At 64.2% G+C, this 24,977-nt stretch carries 20 protein-coding genes, 4 tRNA genes and 1 pseudogene; 7 read left to right on the plus strand and 18 right to left on the minus strand.

Annotation, left to right across the window (positions count from 1 at the left end):
* Positions 1 to 237: 237 nt before the first annotated feature.
* Positions 238 to 1,623: an 8-oxoguanine deaminase gene (locus tag AC1DS6_RS29825; RefSeq protein WP_441635211.1), complete on the minus strand. Its 1,386-nt coding sequence runs from the start codon at positions 1,621 to 1,623 to the stop codon at positions 238 to 240.
* 184 nt (positions 1,624 to 1,807) lie between these two features.
* Positions 1,808 to 2,716: a LysR substrate-binding domain-containing protein gene (locus tag AC1DS6_RS29830; protein ID WP_477103724.1), complete on the minus strand. Its 909-nt coding sequence runs from the start codon at positions 2,714 to 2,716 to the stop codon at positions 1,808 to 1,810.
* A gap of 371 nt (positions 2,717 to 3,087) precedes the next feature.
* Here AC1DS6_RS29830 and AC1DS6_RS29835 point away from each other — a divergent pair.
* The 5 genes and pseudogenes from AC1DS6_RS29835 (at position 3,088) to AC1DS6_RS29855 (ending at position 6,343) form a co-directional block, all read left to right on the plus strand.
* Positions 3,088 to 3,958, plus strand: a pseudogene (locus AC1DS6_RS29835) (DUF2252 family protein).
* Between the two features lie 61 nt (positions 3,959 to 4,019).
* Positions 4,020 to 4,095 (plus strand) — tRNA-Lys (locus AC1DS6_RS29840).
* A gap of 382 nt (positions 4,096 to 4,477) precedes the next feature.
* Positions 4,478 to 5,452 carry a tripartite tricarboxylate transporter substrate binding protein BugE gene (locus AC1DS6_RS29845; RefSeq protein ID WP_045240072.1) on the plus strand — a complete coding sequence of 325 codons (975 nt, stop codon included), beginning with the start codon at positions 4,478 to 4,480 and terminating at the stop codon, positions 5,450 to 5,452.
* A gap of 285 nt (positions 5,453 to 5,737) precedes the next feature.
* Complete coding sequence (locus AC1DS6_RS29850) at positions 5,738 to 6,121, plus strand: hypothetical protein (protein WP_441627270.1); 384 nt, start codon at positions 5,738 to 5,740, stop codon at positions 6,119 to 6,121.
* A 99-nt stretch (positions 6,122 to 6,220) separates the two neighbouring features.
* A complete protein-coding gene (locus tag AC1DS6_RS29855) occupies positions 6,221 to 6,343 on the plus strand; it encodes a hypothetical protein (protein ID WP_441627272.1) in 123 nt (40 codons plus the stop codon).
* Positions 6,344 to 6,395: 52 nt separating this feature from the next.
* On the opposite strand, the gene AC1DS6_RS29860 is transcribed toward AC1DS6_RS29855, so the two are convergent.
* A complete protein-coding gene (locus AC1DS6_RS29860; RefSeq protein ID WP_441627274.1) occupies positions 6,396 to 7,910 on the minus strand; it encodes an acetyl-CoA hydrolase/transferase family protein in 1,515 nt (504 codons plus the stop codon).
* A 379-nt stretch (positions 7,911 to 8,289) separates the two neighbouring features.
* Here AC1DS6_RS29860 and AC1DS6_RS29865 point away from each other — a divergent pair, with 379 nt between their 5' ends.
* Entirely contained in the window at positions 8,290 to 13,170 is a 4,881-nt protein-coding gene (locus tag AC1DS6_RS29865) for an NAD-glutamate dehydrogenase (RefSeq protein WP_441627276.1), read from the plus strand.
* 94 nt (positions 13,171 to 13,264) lie between these two features.
* The gene (locus AC1DS6_RS29870; protein ID WP_441627278.1) at positions 13,265 to 13,846 is read left to right on the plus strand and encodes a DUF2939 domain-containing protein; all 582 of its coding nucleotides are present in this window, start codon (positions 13,265 to 13,267) and stop codon (positions 13,844 to 13,846) included.
* A 2-nt stretch (positions 13,847 to 13,848) separates the two neighbouring features.
* Here the strand turns inward: AC1DS6_RS29870 and AC1DS6_RS29875 are convergent, their stop codons facing one another.
* From AC1DS6_RS29875 to AC1DS6_RS29945, 15 genes are all read right to left on the minus strand, one after another.
* Entirely contained in the window at positions 13,849 to 14,103 is a 255-nt protein-coding gene (locus tag AC1DS6_RS29875; RefSeq protein ID WP_441627280.1) for a hypothetical protein, read from the minus strand.
* A gap of 288 nt (positions 14,104 to 14,391) precedes the next feature.
* Complete coding sequence (locus AC1DS6_RS29880; protein ID WP_441627282.1) at positions 14,392 to 14,760, minus strand: hypothetical protein; 369 nt, start codon at positions 14,758 to 14,760, stop codon at positions 14,392 to 14,394.
* A 143-nt stretch (positions 14,761 to 14,903) separates the two neighbouring features.
* On the minus strand, positions 14,904 to 15,155 hold the full coding sequence (locus AC1DS6_RS29885) for a hypothetical protein (protein ID WP_276288260.1): 252 nt from the start codon (positions 15,153 to 15,155) through the stop codon (positions 14,904 to 14,906).
* A 351-nt stretch (positions 15,156 to 15,506) separates the two neighbouring features.
* Complete coding sequence (locus AC1DS6_RS29890; RefSeq protein ID WP_441627411.1) at positions 15,507 to 15,797, minus strand: hypothetical protein; 291 nt, start codon at positions 15,795 to 15,797, stop codon at positions 15,507 to 15,509.
* 329 nt (positions 15,798 to 16,126) lie between these two features.
* Positions 16,127 to 16,203 (minus strand) — tRNA-Pro (locus AC1DS6_RS29895).
* A gap of 56 nt (positions 16,204 to 16,259) precedes the next feature.
* Positions 16,260 to 16,691 (minus strand): MerR family transcriptional regulator, encoded by a 432-nt coding sequence (locus tag AC1DS6_RS29900; RefSeq protein WP_276288261.1) that lies wholly within the window; start codon positions 16,689 to 16,691, stop codon positions 16,260 to 16,262.
* Between the two features lie 115 nt (positions 16,692 to 16,806).
* Entirely contained in the window at positions 16,807 to 17,223 is a 417-nt protein-coding gene (locus tag AC1DS6_RS29905; RefSeq protein ID WP_441627285.1) for an integration host factor subunit alpha, read from the minus strand.
* Positions 17,224 to 17,292: 69 nt separating this feature from the next.
* Complete coding sequence (gene pheT, locus AC1DS6_RS29910; RefSeq protein WP_441627287.1) at positions 17,293 to 19,740, minus strand: phenylalanine--tRNA ligase subunit beta; 2,448 nt, start codon at positions 19,738 to 19,740, stop codon at positions 17,293 to 17,295.
* Between the two features lie 70 nt (positions 19,741 to 19,810).
* On the minus strand, positions 19,811 to 20,842 hold the full coding sequence (gene pheS, locus AC1DS6_RS29915) for a phenylalanine--tRNA ligase subunit alpha (protein ID WP_045240059.1): 1,032 nt from the start codon (positions 20,840 to 20,842) through the stop codon (positions 19,811 to 19,813).
* 337 nt (positions 20,843 to 21,179) lie between these two features.
* Entirely contained in the window at positions 21,180 to 21,536 is a 357-nt protein-coding gene (gene rplT, locus AC1DS6_RS29920) for a 50S ribosomal protein L20 (RefSeq protein ID WP_006163216.1), read from the minus strand.
* Between the two features lie 27 nt (positions 21,537 to 21,563).
* On the minus strand, positions 21,564 to 21,761 hold the full coding sequence (gene rpmI, locus AC1DS6_RS29925) for a 50S ribosomal protein L35 (RefSeq protein ID WP_006575466.1): 198 nt from the start codon (positions 21,759 to 21,761) through the stop codon (positions 21,564 to 21,566).
* 168 nt (positions 21,762 to 21,929) lie between these two features.
* Positions 21,930 to 22,451, minus strand: a complete 522-nt coding sequence (gene infC / locus AC1DS6_RS29930) for a translation initiation factor IF-3 (protein ID WP_081488948.1) — start codon at positions 22,449 to 22,451, stop codon at positions 21,930 to 21,932.
* Between the two features lie 45 nt (positions 22,452 to 22,496).
* Positions 22,497 to 24,404, minus strand: coding sequence for a threonine--tRNA ligase (gene thrS / locus AC1DS6_RS29935; RefSeq protein ID WP_441627290.1), 1,908 nt, complete (start codon positions 24,402 to 24,404; stop codon positions 22,497 to 22,499).
* A 368-nt stretch (positions 24,405 to 24,772) separates the two neighbouring features.
* Positions 24,773 to 24,849: transfer RNA gene (locus AC1DS6_RS29940), tRNA-Val, on the minus strand.
* A 46-nt stretch (positions 24,850 to 24,895) separates the two neighbouring features.
* Positions 24,896 to 24,972 (minus strand) — tRNA-Val (locus tag AC1DS6_RS29945).
* Between the last annotated feature and the right edge of the window lie 5 nt (positions 24,973 to 24,977).

Below are 24,977 nucleotides of genomic sequence, written 5' to 3' on the forward strand. Positions count from 1 at the left end.
AAAAGCCGGAAGCAGCAATGCTTCCGGCTTTTTTCATTGGCGCATCATCTCCCCGCCCCCCCCCCCCCAAAAAATCTCATCAAAAAGACATACAAAAAAAAGCCCGCGACAATTGTGGCGGGCTGAGAAGGGTCAGGGGCGTTCGGAGAACGTCCCGTCGCCTAGTTTGAATACATTGGAGACATGACGCAGCCCCACTCGAGTGGGGTCATGCGCGCGCCGCATCCGGGACTCGCATCAACCTGCGCTCGCGCGCTCGAACAATTCGCGCGCGAGCCCGCGGTGCCGCGCCAGCACGCGCGGCAATTCCACCGTGCGCAGCTCGCCGTCGCGCACCACCACCTTGCCGTTGATCACACTGGTGGCGACATTGCCCGGCGTGCAGAACACCAGCGCCGCCACCGGATCGTGGCCCGCGCCGGCATAAGCCACCTGCCCCATGTCGAAGGCCACGAAGTCAGCCGACATGCCCGGCGCCAGGGCACCGATATCGTCGCGGCCCAGTACGCGCGCGCCGCCCAGGGTGGCAATCTCCAGTGCCTCGCGCGCGCTCATGGCGGCGGGCCCGTATCCTACCCGCTGCAACAGCATCGCCTGGCGCACCTCGCCCAGCATATGAGCACCATCGTTCGAAGCGCTGCCGTCCACCCCCAGGCCGACCGGCACGCCGGCATCGCGCATCGCGCGCACCGGCGCAATGCCTGAAGCCAGCCGCATATTGGAGCAAGGGCAATGGGCCACGCCCGTGCCGGTGCGGGCGAACAGCGCGATGCCTTCGTCGTCCAGCTTGACGCAGTGCGCGTGCCACACATCGGGTCCGACCCAGCCGAGTTCCTCGGCGTACTGCGCGGGCGTCAGGCCGAACTTCTCGCGCGAGTAGGCGATGTCGTTATCGTTCTCGGCAAGGTGGGTGTGCAGCGACACGCCATAGTTGCGCGCCAGCAGCGCCGACTCCCGCATCAGGTCGCGCGACACGGAAAACGGCGAGCATGGCGCCACCACCACGCGCAGCATGGCATGGCGCGAAGCGTCGTGGTATTGCTCGATCAGCCGCTGGCTGTCGCTCAGGATCGCCTGCTCCTCCTCCACCACCGAGTCGGGTGGCAGGCCGCCCTTGCTGCGGCCCACGCTCATCGATCCGCGCGCGGCATGGAAACGCATGCCCATTTGCGCCGCCGCCGCAATCGAATCGTCCAGGCGCGAGCCGTTGGGGTAAAGATAAAGATGGTCACTGGTGGTGGTGCAGCCGGATAGCATCAATTCCGCCATCGCGGTCCGGGTCGACACATCGATCATCTCCGGCGTCAGGTGCGACCACAACATATAGAGATTGCTCAGCCAGGAGAACAGCTCCGCGTCCTGCGCGGCCGGCACGGCGCGGGTCAGGCTCTGGTACATGTGGTGGTGCGTATTGACCAGACCCGGAATCACCACCTGGCCACTCATGTCGAGCACCTCAGCGCGGCCTTCGTCGATCAGCCGGCGGTATTCCTGCGGCAACTCGGCGCTGGCGCCCACCCATTCGATCGACGGGCCTTGGGCCACCAGCGCGCCGCCCGGAATCTCGCGGCGCTGCGCATCCATGGTGACCAGAATGTCTGCATTGATAAGGATGAGGGTCATGACGGGATCTTCGGATCAGGGGTGGATAGCGATGCTGCGCCGGGGCTGGCCAGCCGGCGTCGTATTGACCGGCCCAGACAGTCTAAGACGGCGGCGGCCAGCCGCAAAGCATCGAATTCCACCGACGGTGTACGCAAAAACAGCACAGCCACCGTGTTGTGCCAGGGCCAGGTCCAGCGGGCCGCTAGCGCAGGCTCCCAAACAGTTCCGCCAGGCCTGCGCCGATCCGCTCCGCCATCAGACTCGCCGCCGGGCTCAGCGGGTTGCGCGCGCGCACCACCAGCCGCAACGTCTGGCACGGCAGCTTGCCGTCGCGCAAGGGCACCCATGCGAGCGCGCCGCGCGCGCGCTCCTCCAGCACATCGAGGGGGTTCAGGAAAGCGACGCCGGACCCAAGCATGACCAGGCGCCGCATCAATGCCGTCGAAGTGGTCTCGGTCACCGGCGACACCTCCATGGCCGCGCGCGCGAAGGCCTCGTCCAGGATGGCACGGATCGACAGCGACGGCGCGGGGAGGATCACTGGGTAAGCCAGGCATTCACCTAGCAGCGCCGAAGGCTGCGCAGCCAACGCGTGCGAGGGCGAGACCACCGCGCCGATATGCCAGTCACTGCTGGCCAGGATGCGAAAGGCCGCGATGTCGGGCAGTTCGTAGGCGAGGCCGAGGTCGGCATCGCCGCGCTCGACGGTGCTGACGATGTCCACCACGGGCAGATCCAGCAGGCGCACCAGGATGCCCGGATATTGCTGGCGGAAGCCGTGCACCAGCGAAGGCATCAGCGACCCGGCCAGCCCCGCGGTCGTGGCGATTGTCACTTCGCCCTGGCGCACACCTTTGACGGCCGCGATACGGCTGCGCAAGAGCTCGTGCTCGCGCAGCGTCTGCCGCACGTGCGCCAGCACCATCTCGCCCAGCGGAGTCAGCCGGAGGCGTTTGTTGATGCGCTCGAACAGCGGTGCGCCCAGTTCAGTCTCCAGGTCCAGTATCTGCCGGTTGATCGCGCTCGGCGCCACGTGCAGATGCAGCGCGGCCTGGCGGATCGAACTGCGGTTCACCACCTCATCGAGGTAGCGCAGGACTCTGGCATGCATGACGGGCTCCGGATTCTGGCTCGACGCGGCAGCGGCGGCCGCGGACATGGAAGACGAGCGCATTGTAGCCGCTGGCCATGCGCGCCGGCCGCCCGCGGGCGAGTGACAATGGCAGCGAGCCGGCATGGCATGGAGTACGCTGACATCAGTTCGCCGGACGGCCGACGCTGCCAGCCCGGCCCTTTCCTCTTGCCAGCGCGCGACGCCCCCGACACCATGACATCCAAGACAAGCAACAAGAAGCCCGTTGCGAAGTCCGACAGGAAGACGCACCCGAAAGCCTCAGGCGGGGCCGCCGGCAAAGCCACCGGCAAGCGCAGCGGCAAACCTGGCCTGCCCGGCCCGGCCCGGCAAAGCGCGAGGATGAACTGATGCGGTGCCGGAACCTGAAGATGGCGCGCTCCGCCCACGCCTACGTGCGCGGCAATACGCGCAAGTTCTACGAGTGGCTGGCGGCCAGGCAGCCGCACGCGCTGCCCGAGGACCCGGAGATCTGGATCTGCGGCGACTGCCATGTGGGCAATCTCGGGCCGATCACGGATATCCCGTGAACGCCTGCGGGATACCACGCCTTCCATCCCGCTCGGCAAACGGTTCTGGCGGCTGGCCCCCACCGAGCGGCGCGAGATCGCCCACCTTGCCACGCTGCTGACCTCTCGCGACGAAGGCGCGCGCGTGGAGGTGATAGATGCCGCTTACTGGGTCAAGGGTTGCAGCTCCCTGGGCCGCCTGCGCTTCGCCGTGCTGCTGTCCGTTGACAGCAATGACAGCCCCGGCCCAGAAATCTGCCTGATCGACATCAAGGAGGCGGCGAAGGCAGCCGCACCGAGCTACCCCAAGGCCAGCATGCCGCACGACAACGGCGCGCGCGTGGCCGAAGGCGCCCGCCATCTCTCGCCGGCGCTGGGCGATCGCATTCTTTCCGCGCAATTGCTCGACAAGGCGGTCTTCATCCGTGAACTGCTGCCGCAGGACCTGAAGCTGGAGATCGATACGCTGCCCCAGGAGGAGGCCAGCCGCGTCGCGATGTACCTCGGCGAGGTGGTCGGCAACGCCCACGCGCGCCAGATGGATCTCGCCACCCAACGCGGCTGGCTAGCCGAACTGGCCCGCAACCGGTCAAAGCAACTCGATGCCCCGTCCTGGCTCTGGTCGAGCGTGCTGGGCCTGATAGCCAGCCACGAGGTCGGCTATCTCGAACACTGCCGCAAGTTCGCACTGGGCCAGACAGGGGGTCTTTGAAAAAACAGCAAAATAGGTATTGCGCAGTCACAATCGCCTAGCTATAATCTTGGACTTCGTTGGGGCGTTAGCTCAGTTGGTAGAGCAGCGGACTCTTAATCCGTAGGTCGAGTGTTCGAGTCACTCACGCCCCACCAGCGAATTCCAAAAAGCCGGAAGCAGCAATGCTTCCGGCTTTTTTCATTTCCATTTGGCTCATCGGCGCCCAAGCCGCGCAATGCAAGTTTCCGCGGCTGCCGATACGTTCGCCCTACCCGCTCCGCGCTGCGATCCATACGCGGGTTGATACCAATTCCGCCGGCCAAGCTTTCACGGTTGAATTGCGCCTGGAGCACATTGCGGAACATGGTTCCGCATCACGGAACCAGCCAAAAAACTCCAGCGTTCCGCGGCAGCCCTTGCCGCGGCAACGTTGCGGCGCGTCGGCGGGATAAACAAGGGCAACGTCGACGCAGATCGCCGCATCCCGCGCCTGGCCGAGCAGTCCGCTCACATACTTAGAACCCTCGGGAGCCTCTCTTGAAAGCAGTACTGAATGTTGGCAGCGCAGCCTGCCTGGCCCTCCTTGGCCTGTGCCACAGCGCCATGGCGCAAACCTATCCGAACAAGCCGATCCGCCTGATCGTGCCGTTCGCCGCTGGCGGCACCACGGATATCGTTGCCCGCGCGGTCTCCGACGGCATTGGCCGCGAACTTGGCCAGGTGGTGGTGGTGGAAAACCGCGGCGGCGGCGGCGGTGCGATCGGCGCCGATGCCCTCGCCAAGTCCGCGCCCGATGGCTACACGCTGGGTATCGCCACGGTGAGCACCATGGCGACCAACCCGGCTACCAACGCCCGCAACCCCTACGACCCGATCAAGGATTTCGCGCCCATTACCAACCTGGTCAATGTGCCGAACGTGCTGACGATCAACCCCAAGGTACCGGCCAAGAACCTGCAAGAGTTCATCGCGCTGGTCAAGGCCAACCCCGGCAAGTACAGCTACGCGTCGGCCGGCAAGGGCAGCATCTCCCATCTCGACGGCGAACTGTTCAAGTTCCTGACCAAGACGGATATGGTCCACATCCCCTATCGGGGATCGGGTCCGGCCCTGAACGACACGCTGGCGGGCCAGGTCAGCGGCCAGTTCGACAACCTGCCGTCGTCCATGCCGCATATCCAGGCTGGCAAGTTGCGCGCCCTCGCCGTGGCGGCGCCGAAGCGCGTGGAGGGCTTGCCTGACGTGCCGACGTTCGCCGAGGCCGGCATGAAGGACATGAACAACATGGCCTGGTATGGCCTGGTGGCGCCTGCCGGCACGCCTGCCGCGATCATCACCAAGGTCCATGACGCTGCCGTGAAGACGTTGCAGGATCCGAACGTGAAACGCCGCCTGGCCGAGAGCGGCGCCTATCCCGACGGCAACACGCCGCAGCAATACGCCGCGCAGATCAAGCGCGAACTGGACCTGCGCAAGAAGATCGCGCACGACCAGAACATTACGCTGGAATAAGGACCGGAGGGCCCGGCCGCCTGCGGCCGGGCCTTGCCGGGGCCAGTGCCTGCGGCTGTACTGTCACCCAGCCCCCCGTTCTCCCCTCCACGACTTTCCCCAGGAAGATGCCGCCGGACTTGATCTGGCTCAGAAGCCGCGCGGGCGCAAAGTGGTTCAATACAGTGGGAAGAAAGATTAACTTCGCAGGGTCATCCCAAGTCGGTAAAGTCTTCCGGTCAAACGACCATTTATGCGGCCATGCCCCCTGCCCGTGGCCACTACTCATTACTCACGAGGATGAATATGCGCAACAAGACCGTAGCCGCCCTGACGATCGCCGCCCTGACAGCCCTTGGCGGCGCGCAGCTGGCGCACGCCCAGAAGAACTACACGGAAGGCGGCGACCTTTACGGCGGCGCCCATGCGAACAAGACGGACCCCAATAAAAGCGCCGCAAAGTCCGGCAAGTTCGATCCGTACACCGATGGCGCGAAGAAATCGACCAAGTCGAACCTGAACGCTTCCGGCACCAAGAAGAAGGCCGATCCCTATACGGAAGGCGCCAAGGCCGGCAAGTTCGACCCGTACACCGACGGAGCAAAGGCCGGCAAACCCGACCCGTACACCGACGGCGCCAAGGCCGGCTCGTTCGATCCCTATACCGACGGCGCCAAGACCAAGCAGTAAGCCGCGGGCACAGGCAGCAGGCCGTCCCGCCGGACGGTGCGCCAGCGCACTGTCCGGCCTGCGGGAGGCAGGCAGGATCAGGCCAGCATCGCTTGCCGCATGCACTGGTTTCCCCGCTGCGTGGCGTGGCAGGCCTTCTCCTTTTCGGAGACCATCATGCTAGACGTGCTGATCCTCATGGCTTCCTCCCTGGTGCTGGCAGTGCTTATCTTCAAGGGATAGGGAGAACCAGGGATACCCGGGGAGGACGAGGCGCCGGAAAATCGCGCGCCGCTTACGCAGCCGCCAGCGCTGCCTGGGGACCGCCCATGGTGCCCTCCTCGCGGTAGCGCGCGTGCCAGGCCAGCGCTTCCTCGATAAGGTGCGGCGTATGTCCGCCGCGGCGCGCGGCGCGCGTCACGTAATCACGCAGCAGATCCCGATACAGCGGATCGGCGCAATTGGCAATGACCTGCTGCGCGCGCTCGCGCGGCGCCAGACCGCGCAGATCGGCCAGGCCATGCTCGGTCACGATGACATCGACATCATGCTCGGTGTGGTCCACATGCGAAACCATCGGCACGATGCTGGAAATGGCGCCGGCCTTGGCCACCGACTTCGTGACGAATACGGAAATGTGCGCATTGCGGGCAAAGTCGCCAGAGCCGCCGATGCCGTTCATCATGTGCGTACCGCCCACATGGGTGGAATTCACATTGCCATAGAGATCGCACTCGAGCGCCGTGTTGATGGTGATCAGGCCGAGCCGGCGCAATATCTCCGGGTGGTTGCTGATCTCCTGCGGGCGCAGGATCACGCGTGACTTGTAGCGCTCCAGGTCTGCCAGGAAGCGCGCGTAGACGGCGCTGGTCAAGGTGACGGATGAAGCCGAGGCAAAGGTCAGCCGCCCGGCATCGAGCAGTTCGATCGTGCTGTCCTGCAAGACTTCCGAATACATCGTGAGATCGCGGAACGGCGAATCAATCAGGCCATGCAGCACGGCGTTGGCGATCGTCCCGATGCCGGCCTGCAGGGGTTGCAGTGACGGCGCCAGCCGGCCTGCCCGGACCTCATGCAGGAGGAAATCGTTCAGGTGCCCCGCGATCTGCCGCGTTTCCCGGTCGGGCGGCTGCGCGGTGGATGGACTGTCATCCTTCTGCGTGATCACGATGGCCGCAATCTTCGCGGGATCGACCGGAATATAGGGCAAGCCGATGCGCTGATCCACCGAAACCAACGGGATCGGCTCGCGGTGGGGGCGCTGCGCAGGCAGGTAGATATCGTGCAGGCCCTCGAGGCCGCCCGGCATATTGAGGTTGATCTCGACAATCACCTTGCTGGCCAGCATCGCAAAGCTCGCGGAATTGCCCACCGAGGTGGTTGGCACAATGCCGCCTTCCTCGGTGATCGCCACGGCTTCCACCACCGCCACGTCCACCGGCGCGATCTGCCGCCCGCGCAGTTGCTCCACGGTCTCCGACAAATGCTGGTCGATGAACATCACCTCGCCCGCATTGATCTTGCGCCGCAAGGTCGTGTCGACCTGGAACGGCAAGCGCCGCGCCAGCACATTGGCTTCGGCCAGGAGCTTGTCGGTGTCGTTGCCCAGCGAAGCGCCGGTCATCAGCGTAATGCGCAGCGGTTCGGTCGCCGCGCGCTGCGCCAGCGCCTCAGGCACCGCCTTGCAGTCGCCGGCGCGGGTGAACCCGCTCATGCCCACGGTCATGCCGTCCCGGATCATCGCCGCCGCGGCCTGGGCCGGCATCACCTTGTCGAGCAGACTGGCCAGCCGGATACGTTCCTTGTACATCTTTATGTCTCCATGATGCCTGTCCCGGCGGCTGGGGCTGTACCGCGCGCAGTGGCAGGACCCGGTGCCCCGCTCGGCTCGCGCGTCCTACCGGCCGGTAAGGCGCAGGTAAGCAGTGTAGCCACGGGAAAAGCATTCCTGCGAAGATATAAAATCATAAAAACCAGTCGTAAATTTCATAGCCACCCTTTCGCATGCCAGCGCCTCGCCATGCGGCAGCTCCCCACAGGCGTGCAGCGCACTTTGTGCGCGGCGCCCCCCTTTATGCTCTACAGTAGTTAGCACGGTCATGCTGCCACCGCGAGGACACCGCGCATCGGTGCCACGCCGGGTTATCCCAGCATGAAACTGCCGAAACAAGCCGTCTGGGGGAGACACCATGCTGGCGGAAAGCGAAGCGCGACTGGCCCAGTTGCTGGCCGACCTCATCCAGTTTGCACAGGGCCGCCTGCCCGGCGACACGTTCGTCAAGGTCGAGCCTTTCCTGCGCCACTACTACGACCTGGCCGATGCCGAAGACCTGCTCAAGCGGGAGGTAGCGGATCTCTACGGCGCGGTCATGGCGCACTGGCAGACCGCCCAGCGCTTCGTCCCTGGCAACGCGCGGCTGCGTGTCTACAACCCCAATCTTGAACAGCACGGCTGGCACTCCGATCACTCGGTGGTGGAGATCGTCAACGATGACATGCCGTTCCTGGTCGACTCCGTCACCATGGAGGTCAACCGGCTTGGCCTGGCCTTGCACTCGGCGATTCACCCGGTCTTCCAGGTCTGGCGCAACGCGGACGGCACCATTGCGAAAGTGGGGCTAGGCAGTGAGGGCGACGCGGCCACGAACGAACCCGCCGGCGGCCCGCGCCTCGAATCCTTTATCCATTTCGAAGTGGATCGCTGCGGCGATGCTGCCACGCAAGAAGCCTTGCGCAGCGGCATTGCGCGCGTGCTGGGCGATGTGCGCGCCGCAGTGGAAGACTGGCCGCAGATGACGGCCATCACGCGCACCACCATCGAGAAGCTGGCACAGGGTCCGGAGGGCGGCCAGCCCGATACGCAGGAAGCCTGCGCCTTCCTGGAATGGATGCTGGACGATCATTTCTGCTTCCTGGGCCAGCGCGACTACGAACTCGTGAACCAGGACGGCCGCTTCTACCTGCGTGGCGTGGCTGGCTCCGGTGCCGGCATCCTGCGCGAAAGCCTGCGCACGCCCGACGCGGACACGCTCACCGAGTTGCCCGCGGCGGCCACCACCGTCATCGAGGGCAGTTCGCCGATTTTCCTGACCAAGGCCAACTCGCGGGCCACCGTGCACCGGCCCGGCTACCTGGACTACATCGGCGTCAAGCTCATCGGCGCCGACGGCAAACTGTTCGGCGAGCGCCGCTTCGTGGGGCTCTACACTTCCACCGCCTACATGATGTCCAGCGCGGACATCCCTCTGGTACGCCGCAAGTTCGAGAATATCCTGACCCGCGCCGGGTTCCTGACCAAGGGCCATCTCTACAAGTCGCTGGTCACCATCCTCGAGCAATACCCGCGCGACGAACTGTTCCAGGCCGATGAAGATGAGTTGTTCGGCATTTCTCTGGGCATCCTGCGCCTGCAGGAGCACCAGCGCATTCGCCTGTTCGTGCGGCGCGACCGCTTCGACCGCTTCGTCTCCTGCCTGGTGTTCGTGCCGCGCGACAAGTACAACACCGACTTGCGCCAGCGCATCCAGAAGCTGATGATGACCGCCTTCCACGGCAATAGCTGCGAGTTCACGCCGCAACTCTCCGAGTCGCCGCTGGCGCGCATCCAGCTGATCGTGCGCGGCGATCCCGGCACCATGCCCGATGTCAACGCCGCTGAGCTGGAAGAGCGCATCGTGCAGGCCGCCCGCCGCTGGCAGGACGACCTTGCCGCCGCCCTGCTGGACAGCACCGGCGAAGAGCAAGGCAACCGCCTGCTGCGCCGCTACGGCGACGCCTTCCCCGCCGGCTATCGCGAGGACTACCCGGCTCGCACCGCGGTGCGGGATATCGAACTGATGGAAGCGGCGCAGGCCAGCGGCGGCATCGCCATGAACCTGTACCGGCCGATCGAAGCCGCGCCGGGTGCGTTCCGCTTCAAGGTCTACCGGGCACGCGAGCCGATCGCGCTGTCGCTCAGCCTGCCGATGCTCGAGCATCTCGGCGTGCGCGTGGACGAGGAGCGCCCCTACCTGGTCGAGCCCAACGGCGCGGCGCCGGTATGGGTCCACGATTTCGGGCTGGAAATGGCCGATGGCGTGGCTACCGGCATCGACCTCGGCGCCGATATCGCACGCATCAAGGCGCTGTTCGAGGATGCCTTCGCGCGCGCCTGGAACGGCGAGATCGAGAACGACGACTTCAACCGGCTGGTGCTGCGCGCCGAACTGGCCGCGCGCGACGTGACCATCCTGCGCGCCTATGCCCGCTATCTGCGCCAGGTCGGATCGACCTTCAGCGATGCTTATATCGAACGGGCCCTGACCGGCAACCCGGCCATCGCCTCGCGGCTGGTGGAACTGTTCGTGGCACGCTTCGATCCCGTCGCGGAAAGCGCCCGCGCGGCGCGCTGCGAGCGCCTGCTGCAAGCCATCGGCACCGCCCTGGACCAGGTGCCCAACCTGGACGAGGACCGCATCCTGCGCCTGTTCCTGGGCGTGATCAATGCCACGGTACGCACCAACTATTTCCGCCAAGGCCCCGATGGCGGGCCACGCCCTTACCTCTCGTTCAAGTTCAATCCCGCGCTGGTTTCGGGCCTGCCCGAGCCGCGGCCAATGTTCGAGATCTGGGTCTATTCCCCGCGCGTGGAAGGCGTGCACCTGCGCGGCGGCCCGGTAGCGCGCGGCGGCCTGCGCTGGTCCGACCGGCGCGAGGACTTCCGCACCGAAGTGCTGGGGCTGATGAAGGCCCAGATGGTGAAGAACACGGTGATCGTGCCGGTGGGCAGCAAGGGGGGCTTCGTGGTCAAGCGGCCGCCGGCGGCAACCGACCGCGACGCCTTCCTGCAGGAAGGCATTGCCTGCTACCAGACCTTCCTGCGCGGCCTGCTGGACGTGACCGACAACCGTGTCGCCGGCACCCTGGTGCCGCCCCCGGAAGTGGTGCGCGAGGACGGCGACGACCCCTATCTGGTGGTCGCCGCGGACAAGGGCACGGCGAGCTTTTCGGATTACGCCAACGCGATCTCAGCCGAGTACGGCTTCTGGCTCGGCGACGCCTTCGCGTCAGGCGGCTCGGTAGGCTACGACCACAAGAAAATGGCCATCACGGCGCGTGGCGCGTGGGAATCGGTCAAGCGCCATTTCCGCGAGATGGGCATCGATATCCAGTCTACCGATTTCACCGTCGCCGGCGTTGGCGACATGTCCGGCGATGTCTTCGGCAACGGCATGCTGCTGTCGCCCCACATCCGCCTGGTGGCCGCGTTCGACCATCGCCACATCTTTCTCGACCCCAGCCCCGACCCGGCTTCCAGCCTGCGCGAACGCCAGCGCATCTTCGAGCTGCCGCGTTCCAGCTGGGCCGACTACGACATGAGCCTGGTCTCGGCCGGCGGCGGCGTGTTTCCACGCACCGCCAAGACCATCGCCATCACACCCGAGGTGCAAGCCTGCCTTGGCATCACAGCCACTACGGTGTCGCCCGCCGAACTGGTCCACGCCATCCTGCTGGCTCCGGTCGACCTGCTCTATAACGGCGGCATCGGCACGTACGTCAAATCCAGCCACGAGAGCCACCTGCAAGTGGGCGACCGCAGCAACGACGCGGTCCGCGTCAACGGCGCCGAGCTGCGCTGCAAGGTAGTCGGCGAAGGCGGCAACCTTGGCTTCACGCAACTTGGCCGCATCGAATTCGCGCTCAATGGCGGACGCATCAATACCGATGCCATCGACAATTCCGCCGGCGTGGATTGCTCGGATCACGAGGTCAATATCAAGATCCTGCTCGGGCTGGCGGTGGCGGATGGCGAGATGACCGAAAAGCAGCGCAACAAGCTGCTGGCGGAAATGACGGACGAGGTCGGCCTGCTGGTGTTGGAAGACAACTACTACCAGACCCAGGCGCTGTCCGTGGCGGGCCGCAACGCCGCCTCGCTGATCGATGCGGAAGGCAGGCTGATCCGCTGGCTGGAGCGCGCAGGCCGCCTCAAGCGCGCGCTGGAATTCCTGCCAACGGAGGACGAACTGGTGGAACGCAAGGCCGCCGGACTGGGACTGACCTCGCCCGAGCGGGCGGTGCTGCTGGCCTACAGCAAGATGTGGCTGTATGACGAATTGCTTGCCTCGAACTTGCCCGAGGACCCGCTGGTGGCCGGCCTGTTGCCCGCCTACTTCCCGCAGCCGCTGCGCGAGCGGCATGCCGACACCATGCTGCGCCACCCGCTGCGCCGCGAGATCCTTTCCACGCACCTGACCAATACACTGGTCAACCGTGTCGGTGCCACCTTTGTCCATCGCATGCTGGAAGAGACCGATGCGCGTCCCGCCGACATCGTGCGCGCCTGTCTGATCGCGCGCGACGTGTTCCGCCTGGAGCCACTCTGGGCGGACATCGACGCGCTGGACAACCGTGTCGACGACGCGGTACAGGCGCAAATGTTCGTCGCTGTGGGGCGGCTGCTGGAGCACGCCAGCCTCTGGTTCCTGCGGCATCCTCAGGCAGGCGGACCGGCAGACAGCCACAGCGCACGCTACGCGGAGGCCGCGGCATGGCTCACGCCGCAATTGCCCGCGCTCCTGGCCGGCCCCGAGGCCACGGCGCTGGCCGAGCGGCGGCAGGCGCTGAGCCAGTCCGGCGTGGGCGATGGCCTGGCCCTGTGCGTGGCTGCGGGAGAAATCTCCGCTGCCGCGCTGGATATTGCCGAGGTAGCCGGCGCCACGCAGCGTAGCCTGGCGCTGGTGGCAGGTGTGTATTTCGCGCTCGACACGGAGTTCAGCTTCGGCTGGCTGCGCGAACGCGCGCTGGCACTGCCTGCCGAGAGCCACTGGGACCTGCTGGCACGCACCACGACACTGGAAGATCTCGGCCGCCTCAAGCGCGCGCTGACGGTAAGCGTGCTGGCGCAACCGCAGGAACTGGACACCCCGGCCCAGCTCATCGAGGCATGGCGAGGTGGCCGGCAGGCGCAGATCGAGCGCTTCTCGCGCATGCTGGCAGACCAGCGTGCAACGGGCGCTGCCGGCTTGTCGATGCTGTCGGTAGCCGTGCGGGAAATCGGCTTGCTGGAGCGCAGCCAGCCGGGCGGGTAGACGCAGACGCTGCCGATTGGAGACAATGGCGGAATGTCAGCCAGCAACGGTACAGCCTCGCTGTACCGTTGCATGCGCTCCAACCGGGAACCCGATGAACAAACCTGCCAAAGCCGCCATCGCGGCGGTGATCGCCGTCGCTGCCAGCAGCTACGCCAGCCCGTACTGGGCGCTCTACCAGATGCGCTCCGCCATCGAAGCGCGGGATGCCGACAAGTTCTCCCGCTATGTCGACTATCCCGCCCTGCGCGAAAGCCTGAAGGCACAGCTGAACTTGTCCCTGCAGCAGAAGCTTGGCGGGACCGGATTGCAGAACATGCCCTTTGCCGGTATCGGGCAAGCGATCGGCCTGGCGGTCATCAACACCATGATCGACACCATGGTGTCGCCCGCCGGCGTCATGGCGCTGATGGCCGGCGAGAAGCCCGGCACGCAGGCGCAGCCGAAGCCCGCACCTCCCGCCCCGCCGGGCATTAATAGCGAGCCGGCCGGACAGGCAAAGCAGGAGGCCGCAAGGGATGCGCTCAAGTACGGCCTGTCTTATCGTGGCTGGGGCAGCGTCGAAGCCTCCGCCACCAAGGACAACGGCGAACGCGTTGTCATCGGCCTGAAGCGAGAAGGCCTATGGACCTGGAAATGGAGCAGCATCGTGCTGCCTGAACTCTCCAGGCCCTAGCTTCACCGCCCCCATTTCGCCTCAAGCAACACCGCCGCCTTAATGGCGTCGACGGTCTCTTCTTCGGTCTTGAAGTCCCCCAGCAGCCGCTTTGACTTGCCGCCGAGCACCGCGGCCCGGAGTGCGTTGCCGGAGGCCTCGGAGGTGCCGGGGCTCCAGCAATAGCGCGCGGTCCATGTGCCGTCCTGCAAACGCTCGGCCACCCAGATGACGCGAAAATCCTCGAACACAACCCCGAAAGGTTCGTCTTCGTCCATAACATACCTCCACAACACGCGATCGCTCCCCTCGAACGCCACGGCCGTGCGCGCGCGGGCCGTGTCGGCATCATCGCCCGGTCGGGATCGGCATCGGACCGGGCGACACGTCGCCATCAGTGCGGCGATCTGGTTGTTCAGGACTGAAGGCCGCGTTGCGCCACAGATGGACCTGCATGCCATTGACCATGGCTGTCCGCTGTGACGGTCGATTGCTGCGTCAACGCCCCGTTTTCGCGAGATGCTAGCACGCAGCACGCCCGCCCTGCCAGCCGGTCCGCGTGCCCGTTAGTCGGAGGGAATCTCGTGATTGCCGTGCGCCAGGAGCCCGCCCCGGATATCGCCCAGCACGCGCGGCCTGCGGGGCTGCAGCTCCAGGCCCAGGCGAATCAGCAACTCAAAGGCATCGGCCAGCAGATGCTGCTGGCGCGGCAGCAGGCTGGCGTAGGGCATATCGTAGATGGACTGGTGCGAGCCACGCGCGCCCTTGAAGCCGCGATCGCGCGCCATATCCGACAACAGCGCGGCGAAGCCGTCCAGATCTTCTGCTGCCAGGGCAGTATTGAGCACGGCGGCCAATACGTGGGGGGGCGAAGACCCCCAGCCCATGACATCGGCATTGGCCGCGCCGTCTTCGCAAGCATCGAATGATTTCATATCGGGATTAACGACCGCCAGACCGCGCCATGTAGGCCCACCCTCAAAACTTCTGCCGAATACGAACAATGCTCCGGCTGGCGCATCCGGCGCAAGACAAACCAGCAACCGATCGTGCCAGCGGGCACAGGCACGACGATCAATCAACCCGCGGCATAAGCTACGTGGTCCACGGTCGCGTCGATCAGCCGGCATGCGCGCGCCTGAGCCCGATCGGCCACTTCCAGCAGTTCGCCCTGCTCATGCCCCTCCCAGGATTGCAAGGGCGAAGGATTGCGCACCGCCCCCTTGGCCTCCTGGACGATCGAGGCGTTCACCAGGCACCCCCGCTCCTGCTGCTGCACCGAGATCAAAATCACGTAGCCTCGGTAGTTCTGCGTTCTGGATTCATTCATGAGTAGCGTCTCCCTTTGCGGCCATCGTAGCATGCCGCAGCGCAGCGCCCGGCCAGGGAGAGCGGCGGCGCGAACCCGCCGCCGGGTCTAAGTCCGGTCCTGGGGGCGATCCTGCGGGCGGCGCCCCATGCGCCAGACGTTGGGCGGCTCGCCGTGGGCAGCATTCTGGAACATCCAGGCGCCGCAGACCGTGCAGCGCCATGGCCGGTCCACCCAACGTGAATTGATGTCCAAGCCAAGCGCGCCCGCACCGGATGCAGCCAGATTCTCATGCGGCTGCACCGTGGCCGGTGCGCCAACGAGAAGGTGGCAGGGATCGCAAGCCTGCATGTCGTTACTCCAACGAAGCCCTTACTCCGGCGAAGAGGGAATGCCGAAGGGATCAGCGCTTTGCTGGCCCGGCACCTCGTTCAGGTCGAATTCGTCGCGTGCCTTGTCCACCACGGCCCGGATACTCCGTTCGTAGCCTGCGGCGTTGCCGAAGACCTTCATATCCCAGTTACGCCCTCTCGCATCGCGTGCATGCGCTTGCGGCACAGGCACCCGGATCTTTGCGCCGTCCTCAATGATGTCATCGATGCGCTGGATGCGCCGGCTTACCTCGTCCTGCAAGGCGCGGGCGGCGCGCTCGCGTTTGGCCATCATGCACTCCTGTCATTCGCAAAAGTCAGCACAAGCGGCATCCGGTGAGGTCTGCTGCCCGGCGCCGTGGGCCGCGAACTCCTGCCCGGCAAGACATGTATGCCGCGCCGTCGATGGGTTGATTGTAGAAGCGGCCAGCACTTCCCGACAAACCTGTTTGCGCTGCAAGACGGGCTCACTTGGCGCATGCCCGATTCTGGGTATGCGTACCCAGAGCCAAGTTATGGCAGGCGGATATAAGAGTTCGCCAACATCATTGGCGACCGCGCTGATACAGAAACAGAAATGAGAAAAGCCCACGTAATCGATTGATTACGTGGGCTCTAATTTGGTCGGGGCGAGAGGATTTGAACCTCCGACCACCTGCACCCCATGCAGGTACGCTACCAGGCTGCGCTACGCCCCGAAAGAAAAAGATTATATCAGACGCTTTTCAATATTGGCTAGTCCTTGCTGCACTTTTTATTCGTGCTTCGCGATCTGCTGAAGCTGCGCGAGCAAGTGCTGGATTTCCACGAGTTCGTTGCGCAGATTGTTCAGGTCGAGCGAGAAAACCGGTGCTTCATCCGCAGCCGCTGCAGCAAGCGCTTGCTCGTCCTCCGCGGACGCATGGCTGTGCTGGCGCCCTTCGTCGAGGCGATTGCGGGCGCCATTGATCGTAAAGCCCTGCTCATAAAGCAGGTCGCGGATGCGTCGGATCAGCAGGACTTCATGATGCTGGTAGTAGCGCCGGTTACCACGCCGCTTGACGGGCTTGAGCTGCGTGAACTCCTGCTCCCAGTAGCGCAGCACATGCGGCTTGACGGCGCAAAGCTCGCTGACTTCGCCAATGGTGAAGTAGCGTTTGGCGGGAATCGGCGGCAACAAGATGCGTTCGCTGGATCTTTCCGACATACGGTCAATGGGCGGGCTTCAGGCCGTACCGGGAGAGGTTGTGGTGTCCGCGCGGGATAGCGCGCGGACAAACGAGACAAGCAGGATAACGAGTGCTCGCGCTACTGGCAAACGATCAGCCGGCCACCGCCACCAGGCCGGCCCGCTCTTCCACCAGACCCTTGAGCTTCTGGCTGGCATGGAAGGTCACCACGCGTCGTGCCGTGATGGGAATGATCTCGCCGGTCTTGGGATTGCGGCCGGGACGCTGAGGCTTGTCGCGCAACTGGAAATTACCGAAGCCGGAGAGCTTGACGCTGTCGCCATGTTCCAGCGCTTCGCGGATCACGTCGAAGAAGGCTTCGACCATATCCTTGGATTCGCGCTTGTTGAGACCGACCTGGTCGAACAGCATTTCGGCGAGCTCGGCCTTGGTCAGGGTCGGCACCTCGGCAACGCGGGCGTCGGACGTCTCGTCATCATGGGAGGCTGCCTGCCGGTCGCCTGCCCCGCCCATTGCTGCGGCCATGAGATACGCTTGTCGATCGTTCATTGTCATTCAGTGTGGCGATCCGCCCGGATGCGGAAGTCCGGGCGCTCCATTGTCATGTCAGCTGGTGGATCAGCCGCGCATCCGCGCCTGGAATGCAGCGCTGGCGGCTTCGACCATGCAACGTACCGCGCTATCGACGGTTTCGTCCTGGAGGGTCGCCCCAGTATCTTGCAAGGTCACGCGGAACGCAAGGCTTTTCTCGTCTGCGCCAATGGCTGCCGAAGCCGCCTTCGGACGGAACTCGTCGAACAGCACCAGGCTCTGGCAATAGCGGGCGGAGCCTTGTTTTTCCAGGGCTTCGCGCATGGCGTCCAGCAGGTCCTGCACGCGCACCGACTGCTTCACCACCAGTGCCAGGTCGCGTACGGCGGCCGGGAACTTGGAGATTTCGGTGTAGCCGGGCAGGCCTACTTCACGCAGTGCCTGCAGGTCCAGCTCGAACACAACCGGCGCTTGCGTCAGTTCGTACTCCTGCAGCCAGCGCGGATGCAGTTCGCCGATCACGCCGGCCACCTTGCCGTCGATCACGACTTGCGCGGCGCGGCCTGGGTGCAGCGCGGGATGCGATACCGGCTCGAAGCGCGCGACGCGCGGGAACAGCAAGGCTTCGACATCGCCCTTGACGTCGAAGAAGTCCACCGGGCGGGTGGCGATGCCCCACTGCTCCTCGAAGGCCGGGCCGTAGGCAATGCCGCCGGCAACCATCGGCTGGCGATAGCCGGCCACCGTCAGGCCGCCATCGGCAACCGAGGCGTCGCGATGGAACACGCGGCCCACTTCGAACATCCGCACGCGCGATGCCTTGCGGTTGAGGTTGTAGCGCACCTTGTCGAGCAGGCCGCCGATCAGCGTGGAACGCATCACCGCCAGCTGGCTGGCGATCGGGTTCAGCAGGCGGATCGGGTTGTCGTTGCTGGCAAAGTCGCGCTCCCACTTCTCTTCGACGAAGGCGAAGTTGATCACCTCCTGGTAGTCGCGCGCGGCAATTGCGTGGCGCACGACATGGGTCGAGCGGCGTGCTTCGTCGGTCGGGCGCATCTCGCTTTCGGCGATCGGCGGACGTGCCGGGATACGTTCGAAGCCGTAGATGCGGGCCACTTCCTCGATCAGGTCTTCCTCGATCTCGATGTCGAAGCGATAGCTCGGCGGAGTGACCACGAACACTTCGCCGTCCGCACCCTGCTCGCGGGTGAACGGCAGCTGCAGACGCAGAAACACGTCGGCGATGACCGCGGGCGACAGCTCGATGCCGAGCACGCGCTCGGCGCGCGCCACACGTAGGCGCACCGGCTTGCGCTGCGGCAGGTTGACAACCTGGTCGTCGACCGGGCCGGCCTGGCCGCCGCAGATCTCGAGGATCAGCGCGCTGATGCGCTCGATATGCTCGACCGTGGTGGCGTAGTCCACGCCACGCTCGAAGCGATGCCCGGCATCGGTCGAGAAGTTGAAGCGGCGCGAGCGGCCCTGGATCGCTTCCGGCCACCAAAAGGCGGCTTCCAGGTAGATGTTGGTGGTGTCCAGCGTGACGGCGGTGCTGTCGCCGCCCATGATGCCCGCCAGGCTCTCGATCTCCTTGTCGTCAGCGATCACGCCAACCTGCTCGTCGAGCTCGACAGTATTGCCGTTGAGCAGCTTGAGCTGTTCGCCCTTGCGGCCCCAGCGCACATCCAGGCCGCCGTGGATCTTGTCCAGGTCGAACACATGGGAGGGACGGCCAAGTTCAAGCATCACGTAGTTCGAGATGTCGACCAGCGCGGAGATGCTGCGTTGCCCAGCCCGCTCCAGGCGCTGCACCATCCACGCCGGCGTGGCCGCGTGCGCGTTCACGCCGCGGATGACGCGGCCAGAGAAGCGCCCGCACAGGTCGGGCGCCGACACCTTGACCGGAAGCTTGTCGCTCAGCGTCACCGCTACCGGCTTCATGTCGGGCAGCCGGAGCTCGGCACCGGTCAGCGCGGCAACTTCACGTGCCACGCCGTGGATCGACAGGCAGTCTGCCTTGTTGGGCGTCAGCTTGATCACGAAGACCTGGTCATCAAGATCCAGATACTCGCGGATGTCCTGGCCGATCTTCGCATCTTCGGGCAGCAGCATCAGGCCGCCGTGTTCTTCCGACAGCTTGAGTTCGCGCGCCGAGCACAGCATGCCGAAGCTATCGACGCCACGCAGTTTGCCGACCTTGATTTCAAACGGCTTGCCACCCGTCTCCGACGGCGGCAGCACTGCGCCAACCAGCGCGCACGGCACCAGGATGCCGGGCGCGACGTTGGGCGCGCCGCAGACGATCTGCAGGTTCTCGCCGGTGCCGGCATCGACCTGGCAAACGTTGAGACGGTCCGCGTTGGGATGGCGCTCGGTGGAAAGCACGCGCGCCACCACCACCTTGTTGAAAGGCGGCGCGACCGGGCCGACCTCTTCCACTTCCAGCCCGGCCATGGTCAGGCTGTGCGAGAGCGCATCGGTGGAAATCTTGTCGGGATTGACGAAACTGCGAAGCCAGGATTCCGAGAATTGCATGGCGCTTCTGATCCGGTAAGTATTCTGTTCTGTGGTGTCGGTGACGATGTGCTCGGGCGCGGCGGGCGCCTCAGGCGAACTGGCGCAGGAAACGCGCGTCGCCTTCGAAGAACAGGCGCAGGTCGTTGATGCCGTAGCGGAGCATGGTCAGGCGTTCGAGGCCCGAACCGAAGGCGAAGCCGATGTAGCGCTCCGGGTCCAGGCCCATATTGCGCAGCACATTGGGATGCACCTGGCCCGAGCCCGAAATCTCCAGCCACTTGCCGTTGCCGAAGGCCATGTCGATTTCCGCCGACGGCTCCGTGAACGGGAAGTACGAGGGGCGGAAACGCACCTGGATGTCGTCGCGCTCGAAGAACTTGCGCAGGAAGTCGGTGTACACGCCCTTGAGGTCGGCAAAGCTCACGTCCTCGCCGATCCACAGGCCTTCGACCTGGTTGAACATCGGCGAGTGCGTGGCATCGCTGTCGACGCGGTAAGTACGGCCCGGGCAGATCACCTTGATCGGCGGCATCTCGCGGCCCTTGTACTTCTCCACGTGCATGCGCGCGTAGCGCACCTGCATCGGGCTGGTGTGGGTACGCAGCAGCAGCAACTTGCCTTCGCTGTCGCGGCCGTCCACATAGAACGTATCCTGCATTGAACGGGCCGGATGGTTGTCCGGGTTGTTCAACGCGGTGAAGTTCATCCAGTCGGTTTCGATCTCGGGACCATCGGCCACGTCGAAGCCAACCGAGCCGAAGATCTGCTCCACCCGCTCCCATGTGCGCATCACCGGATGCAGGCTGCCGCGGGCAACCGCCCTGCCGGGCAGCGTCACATCGATGGCTTCTGCAGCCAGCCGCGCGTTCATCAGCGCATCGGCCAGTGCCTGGCGGCGTGCCTGCAGCGCGGCCTCGACCTGCTGCTTGGCCTGGTTGATGCGCGCGCCTTCGCTCTTGCGGGTTTCCGGGTCAAGCTTGCCGAGGCTCTTGAGCAGTTCGGTGAGCGCGCCGGTCTTGCCGAGAAAGCGGGCTTTTTCGTTTTCCAGCGTGGCGTTATCGTTGGCTGCGGCGAAGGCGGCCTGGGCGTCGGCGACGATTTGATCCGGATCCAGAGACATGGCGGCGGTCGGCGATAAATTTGGCGTCCGGGTCACGCAGGGCCCGGGCGTGGGTTGGCACTAGGTGCGATGTGGGTGCAGAGTCCGTGCGGCACCGGGGGCGGCGCGGGCTTCGTTTCGGATGTCGTCTTGCGGCGTGCGGTGGCACGATGCAAAACGGCATTCGAAATAAAAACGGGGCTCGGTGAGGAGCCCCGTTTCTGCAGGTCCGGCTGAATCGCCGCTGCAGCGACGGGCGCTGCTCGGGCAAATTCGGCGGAAATGCTGTCGACCTTGCGGTCGGTGCTTGCGCCCGGGGCGCCGCGCCAGGAACTAGCGCGGCATCCCGGAGCCGGCATCAGGCAACGGTGGCTTTCACCTGGTTGACGATGGCGGCAAAGGCAGGCTTGTCATGAATAGCCATGTCCGACAGCACCTTGCGGTCCAGCTCAATCGAGGCCCTCTTCAGACCATTCATGAACACGCTGTAGGTCATGCCATGCTCACGCGAAGCAGCATTGATACGCGCAATCCAGAGAGCGCGGAACACGCGCTTCTTGTTGCGGCGATCGCGGTATGCGTACTGACCAGCGCGCATGACCGCCTGCTTGGCGATACGGTAGACGTTATTGCGGCGGCCGCGGAAACCCTTGGCAGCGACGATGACTTTCTTATGGCGGGCCCGTGCAGTGACCCCACGTTTTACTCGAGGCATGAAATGCTCCTTTCGTTTTCGTTAGGGTTATGCGTAAGGCATCATTGCGCGAACGGACTTCAGGTTCGTCTCATGGACGTCCTGGGTGCCGCGCAGTTGACGCTTGTTCTTGGTGGTCTTCTTGGTCAAGATGTGACGCTTGAAGGCCTGGCCACGCTTGAACGAACCATTCGGACGCGCAGTAAAGCGCTTGGAAGCGCTTTTCTTGGTCTTCATCTTCGGCATGAAAAACTCCAGCTTCTATGACATGCATGCAGGTGGCCAGCTGGCGCCAGCACTTGCAAAACCCGCATCCACTTATTGTTGCGCGATGCCGCGGAGGCACCTGCGCCGCTTTCGCACGACACCGCGCCCGGAGGAATCCCCTCCGGGCCGCGGCGGCGCGCAAAAATCTTACTTCTTCTTCTTGGGAGACAGCACCATCACCATCTGGCGGCCTTCCATCTTCGGCATCTGCTCGACCTGGCCGACTTCTTCCAGATCCGCCTTCAGGCGTTCGAGCACACGTGCGCCGATTTCCTGGTGCGCCATCTCACGGCCGCGGAAGCGCAGCGTGATCTTGGTCTTGTCGCCGTCTTCAAGGAAACGCTTCAAGTTGCGCAGCTTGACGTTGTAGTCGCCATCATCCGTACCCGGCCGGAACTTGACTTCCTTGACCTGGATGATCTTCTGCTTCAGCTTGGCGTCGTGCGCGCGCTTGGCTTCCTCGTACTTGAACTTGCCGTAATCCATGATACGGGCAACCGGCGGCACCGCTGTCGGAGCGATTTCCACCAGGTCCAAGTCCTTATCCTCAGCCAGGCGAAGCGCGTCCATGAACTTGACGATGCCGAGCTGCTCATTATCAACCCCGACCAGGCGCAATTCGGGTGCGCTGATTTCGCGATTGATGCGATGACCTTTGTCTGTAGCGATGTTGCGTTACCTCAAGAAGACAAAAAACAAGCCGTGCTCATCCCATCAGGCTTTGCTGGAAACGTCCTGTTGCAGACGCTCCACAAACGCGGAGACGGGCATGACACCCAGATCCACGTTGCCACGGGCACGCACGGCCACTTGACTGGCATCCCGCTCCTTGTCGCCCACTACCAGCAGGTAGGGAATCTTCTGAAGGGAATGCTCGCGGATTTTATACGTAATTTTCTCGTTACGCAAATCCGCCTTTGCCCTAAATCCTTGTTTTTGCAGAAGTTGCACGACGTTTTCAGCATATTCCGCCTGGGAATCGGCAATATTCAGCACCACGACCTGCTCCGGTGCCAGCCAGGCGGGCAGCGCGCCGGCATGATTCTCCAGCAGGATGCCCAGGAAGCGCTCGAAAGAGCCCAGGATAGCCCGATGCAGCATCACCGGACGCTTGCGCGAGTTATCCTCCGAAACGTACTCGGCGTCCAGGCGCTCCGGCAGCACCAGGTCCAGTTGCAGCGTGCCGCATTGCCAGGAACGGCCGATTGCGTCCTTGATATGGTATTCCACCTTGGGACCGTAGAAGGCGCCCTCGCCCGGCAGTTCTTCCCACTCCACGCCGCAGGCGCGCAGCGCCAGCCGCAGGCCTTCCTCGGCATGGTCCCAGACCTCGTCCGAACCGGCGCGCTGATCAGGACGCAGCGAAAGCTTGACCGCGATGTCCTTGAAGCCGAAATCGTCGTACACGGAGAATGCCAGTTCGTTGAACGCCTTCGCCTCCGCCACGATCTGCTCTTCCGTGCAGAAAATGTGCGCATCATCCTGCACAAAACCGCGTACGCGCATCAGGCCATGCAGTGCGCCCGAGGGCTCATTGCGATGGCAGGCACCGAACTCGGCGAGACGCAGCGGCAGGTCGCGATAGGAGCGCAGGCCATGGTTGAAGATCTGCACATGGCCGGGGCAGTTCATCGGCTTGATCGCGTAGTCGCGCTTTTCCGACTCCGTGACAAACATGTTCTCCTTGTAGTTCTGCCAGTGACCTGACTTTTCCCACAGCGAACGATCCATCACTTGCGGCGTACGTACCTCTTCATAGCCAGCCTGCGTCAGGCGGCCACGCATGTACTGCTCCACCGCCTGCCAAACCTGCCAGCCCTTGGGATGCCAGAACACCATGCCAGGCGCTTCCTCCTGCAGGTGGAACAGGTCAAGCAGCTTGCCCAGCTTGCGGTGGTCGCGCTTCTCGGCCTCCTCCAGCATGTGCAGGTAGGCTTCCTGATCTTCCTTCTTGGCCCAGGCCGTGCCGTAGATGCGCTGGAGCATCTCGTTCTTGGCGTCGCCGCGCCAGTAGGCGCCGGCCACCTTCATCAGCTTGAAGACCTTGAGCTTGCCCGTGGACGGCACGTGCGGACCACGGCAGAGGTCGACGAACTTGCCTTCGCGGTACAGGCCGATCTCCTGATCCTGCGGAATCGAGGCAATGATCTCGGCCTTGTACTTCTCGCCCATCGACTCGAACAGCTGCACGGCTTCGTCGCGGCTCCAGACCTCGCGCGTCACCTTCTCGTCCTTCTTGGCAAGCTCGGCCATCTTCTTTTCGATGGCAACCAGATCCTCGGGCGTGAAGGGGCGCTTGTAGGCGAAGTCGTAATAGAAGCCGTTCTCGATCACCGGGCCGATCGTCACCTGCGCCTCGGGATACAACTCCTTGACGGCGTAGGCCAGCAAGTGCGCCGTCGAGTGACGGATCACGTCGACGCCGTCGGCATCCTTGTCCGTGACAATGGCCAGGCTAGCATCGCGATCGATCAGATGGCTCGTATCGACCATCTGGCCGTCCACCTTCCCGGCCAGAGCGGCCTTGGCCAGGCCCGAGCCAATGCTCTGCGCCACTTCGGCAACCGTCACCGGGCCGGGAAATTCGCGGCGGGAACCATCCGGCAGCGTGATTGCGATCATCTTGCACCTCATCAGGAATCCACCCGCCGGGGCAATGCCTCCGGCAAGCGAATGAAAAGCATCTTATAGCGCCGGGCACATGCGACAGGCATGGACCATGCAGCGGGGATTTCACTCGGTTGCACTTACCGGCGACCGAGCAGGATATCAGGGAGCCAAGAAGCGACAGACGAAAAAAAACGCAGCCAAGGCTGCGTTGTTTTTCGATTTAACCCCAATCCACCGGGTCCGAAGGCGCACCTCGACTACTGTCGCTAATTAGCGGTAGTAGTTCGCTGTGTCTTGAACATGGCGCCTTTTCCGTTCCAGGTTGTCGGGGTTGAACCGGACTGCTTCGGTACTGCTTGCTACTTCTTACTGCTATGCGTTGGTAGGCTCGATTGGACTCGAACCAACGACCCCCACCATGTCAAGGTGGTGCTCTAACCAGCTGAGCTACGAGCCTATGGCACTACTTGAACTTCACTGCACTACTCTTACTACTTATGCGTTGGTAGGCTCGATTGGACTCGAACCAACGACCCCCACCATGTCAAGGTGGTGCTCTAACCAGCTGAGCTACGAGCCTGCGGA

This window comes from Cupriavidus sp. 05L310, from assembly GCF_056398185.1.

Coding starts and splice junctions, on each gene's coding strand:
- AC1DS6_RS29875 (WP_441627280.1), bottom strand. CDS start 14,103: ATGGACGAAGACGAACCTTTCGGGGTTGTGTTCGAGGATTTTCGCGTC.
- AC1DS6_RS29870 (WP_441627278.1), top strand. CDS start 13,265: ATGAACAAACCTGCCAAAGCCGCCATCGCGGCGGTGATCGCCGTCGCT.
- rpmI (WP_006575466.1), bottom strand. CDS start 21,761: ATGCCGAAGATGAAGACCAAGAAAAGCGCTTCCAAGCGCTTTACTGCG.
- AC1DS6_RS29825 (WP_441635211.1), bottom strand. CDS start 1,623: ATGACCCTCATCCTTATCAATGCAGACATTCTGGTCACCATGGATGCG.
- AC1DS6_RS29880 (WP_441627282.1), bottom strand. CDS start 14,760: ATGAAATCATTCGATGCTTGCGAAGACGGCGCGGCCAATGCCGATGTC.
- AC1DS6_RS29885 (WP_276288260.1), bottom strand. CDS start 15,155: ATGAATGAATCCAGAACGCAGAACTACCGAGGCTACGTGATTTTGATC.
- thrS (WP_441627290.1), bottom strand. CDS start 24,404: ATGATCGCAATCACGCTGCCGGATGGTTCCCGCCGCGAATTTCCCGGC.
- rplT (WP_006163216.1), bottom strand. CDS start 21,536: ATGCCTCGAGTAAAACGTGGGGTCACTGCACGGGCCCGCCATAAGAAA.
- pheS (WP_045240059.1), bottom strand. CDS start 20,842: ATGTCTCTGGATCCGGATCAAATCGTCGCCGACGCCCAGGCCGCCTTC.
- pheT (WP_441627287.1), bottom strand. CDS start 19,740: ATGCAATTCTCGGAATCCTGGCTTCGCAGTTTCGTCAATCCCGACAAG.
- AC1DS6_RS29900 (WP_276288261.1), bottom strand. CDS start 16,691: ATGTCGGAAAGATCCAGCGAACGCATCTTGTTGCCGCCGATTCCCGCC.
- AC1DS6_RS29830 (WP_477103724.1), bottom strand. CDS start 2,716: ATGCATGCCAGAGTCCTGCGCTACCTCGATGAGGTGGTGAACCGCAGT.
- AC1DS6_RS29850 (WP_441627270.1), top strand. CDS start 5,738: ATGCGCAACAAGACCGTAGCCGCCCTGACGATCGCCGCCCTGACAGCC.
- AC1DS6_RS29890 (WP_441627411.1), bottom strand. CDS start 15,797: ATGGCCAAACGCGAGCGCGCCGCCCGCGCCTTGCAGGACGAGGTAAGC.
- AC1DS6_RS29855 (WP_441627272.1), top strand. CDS start 6,221: ATGCACTGGTTTCCCCGCTGCGTGGCGTGGCAGGCCTTCTCCTTTTCG.
- AC1DS6_RS29865 (WP_441627276.1), top strand. CDS start 8,290: ATGCTGGCGGAAAGCGAAGCGCGACTGGCCCAGTTGCTGGCCGACCTC.
- AC1DS6_RS29860 (WP_441627274.1), bottom strand. CDS start 7,910: ATGTACAAGGAACGTATCCGGCTGGCCAGTCTGCTCGACAAGGTGATG.
- AC1DS6_RS29905 (WP_441627285.1), bottom strand. CDS start 17,223: ATGAACGATCGACAAGCGTATCTCATGGCCGCAGCAATGGGCGGGGCA.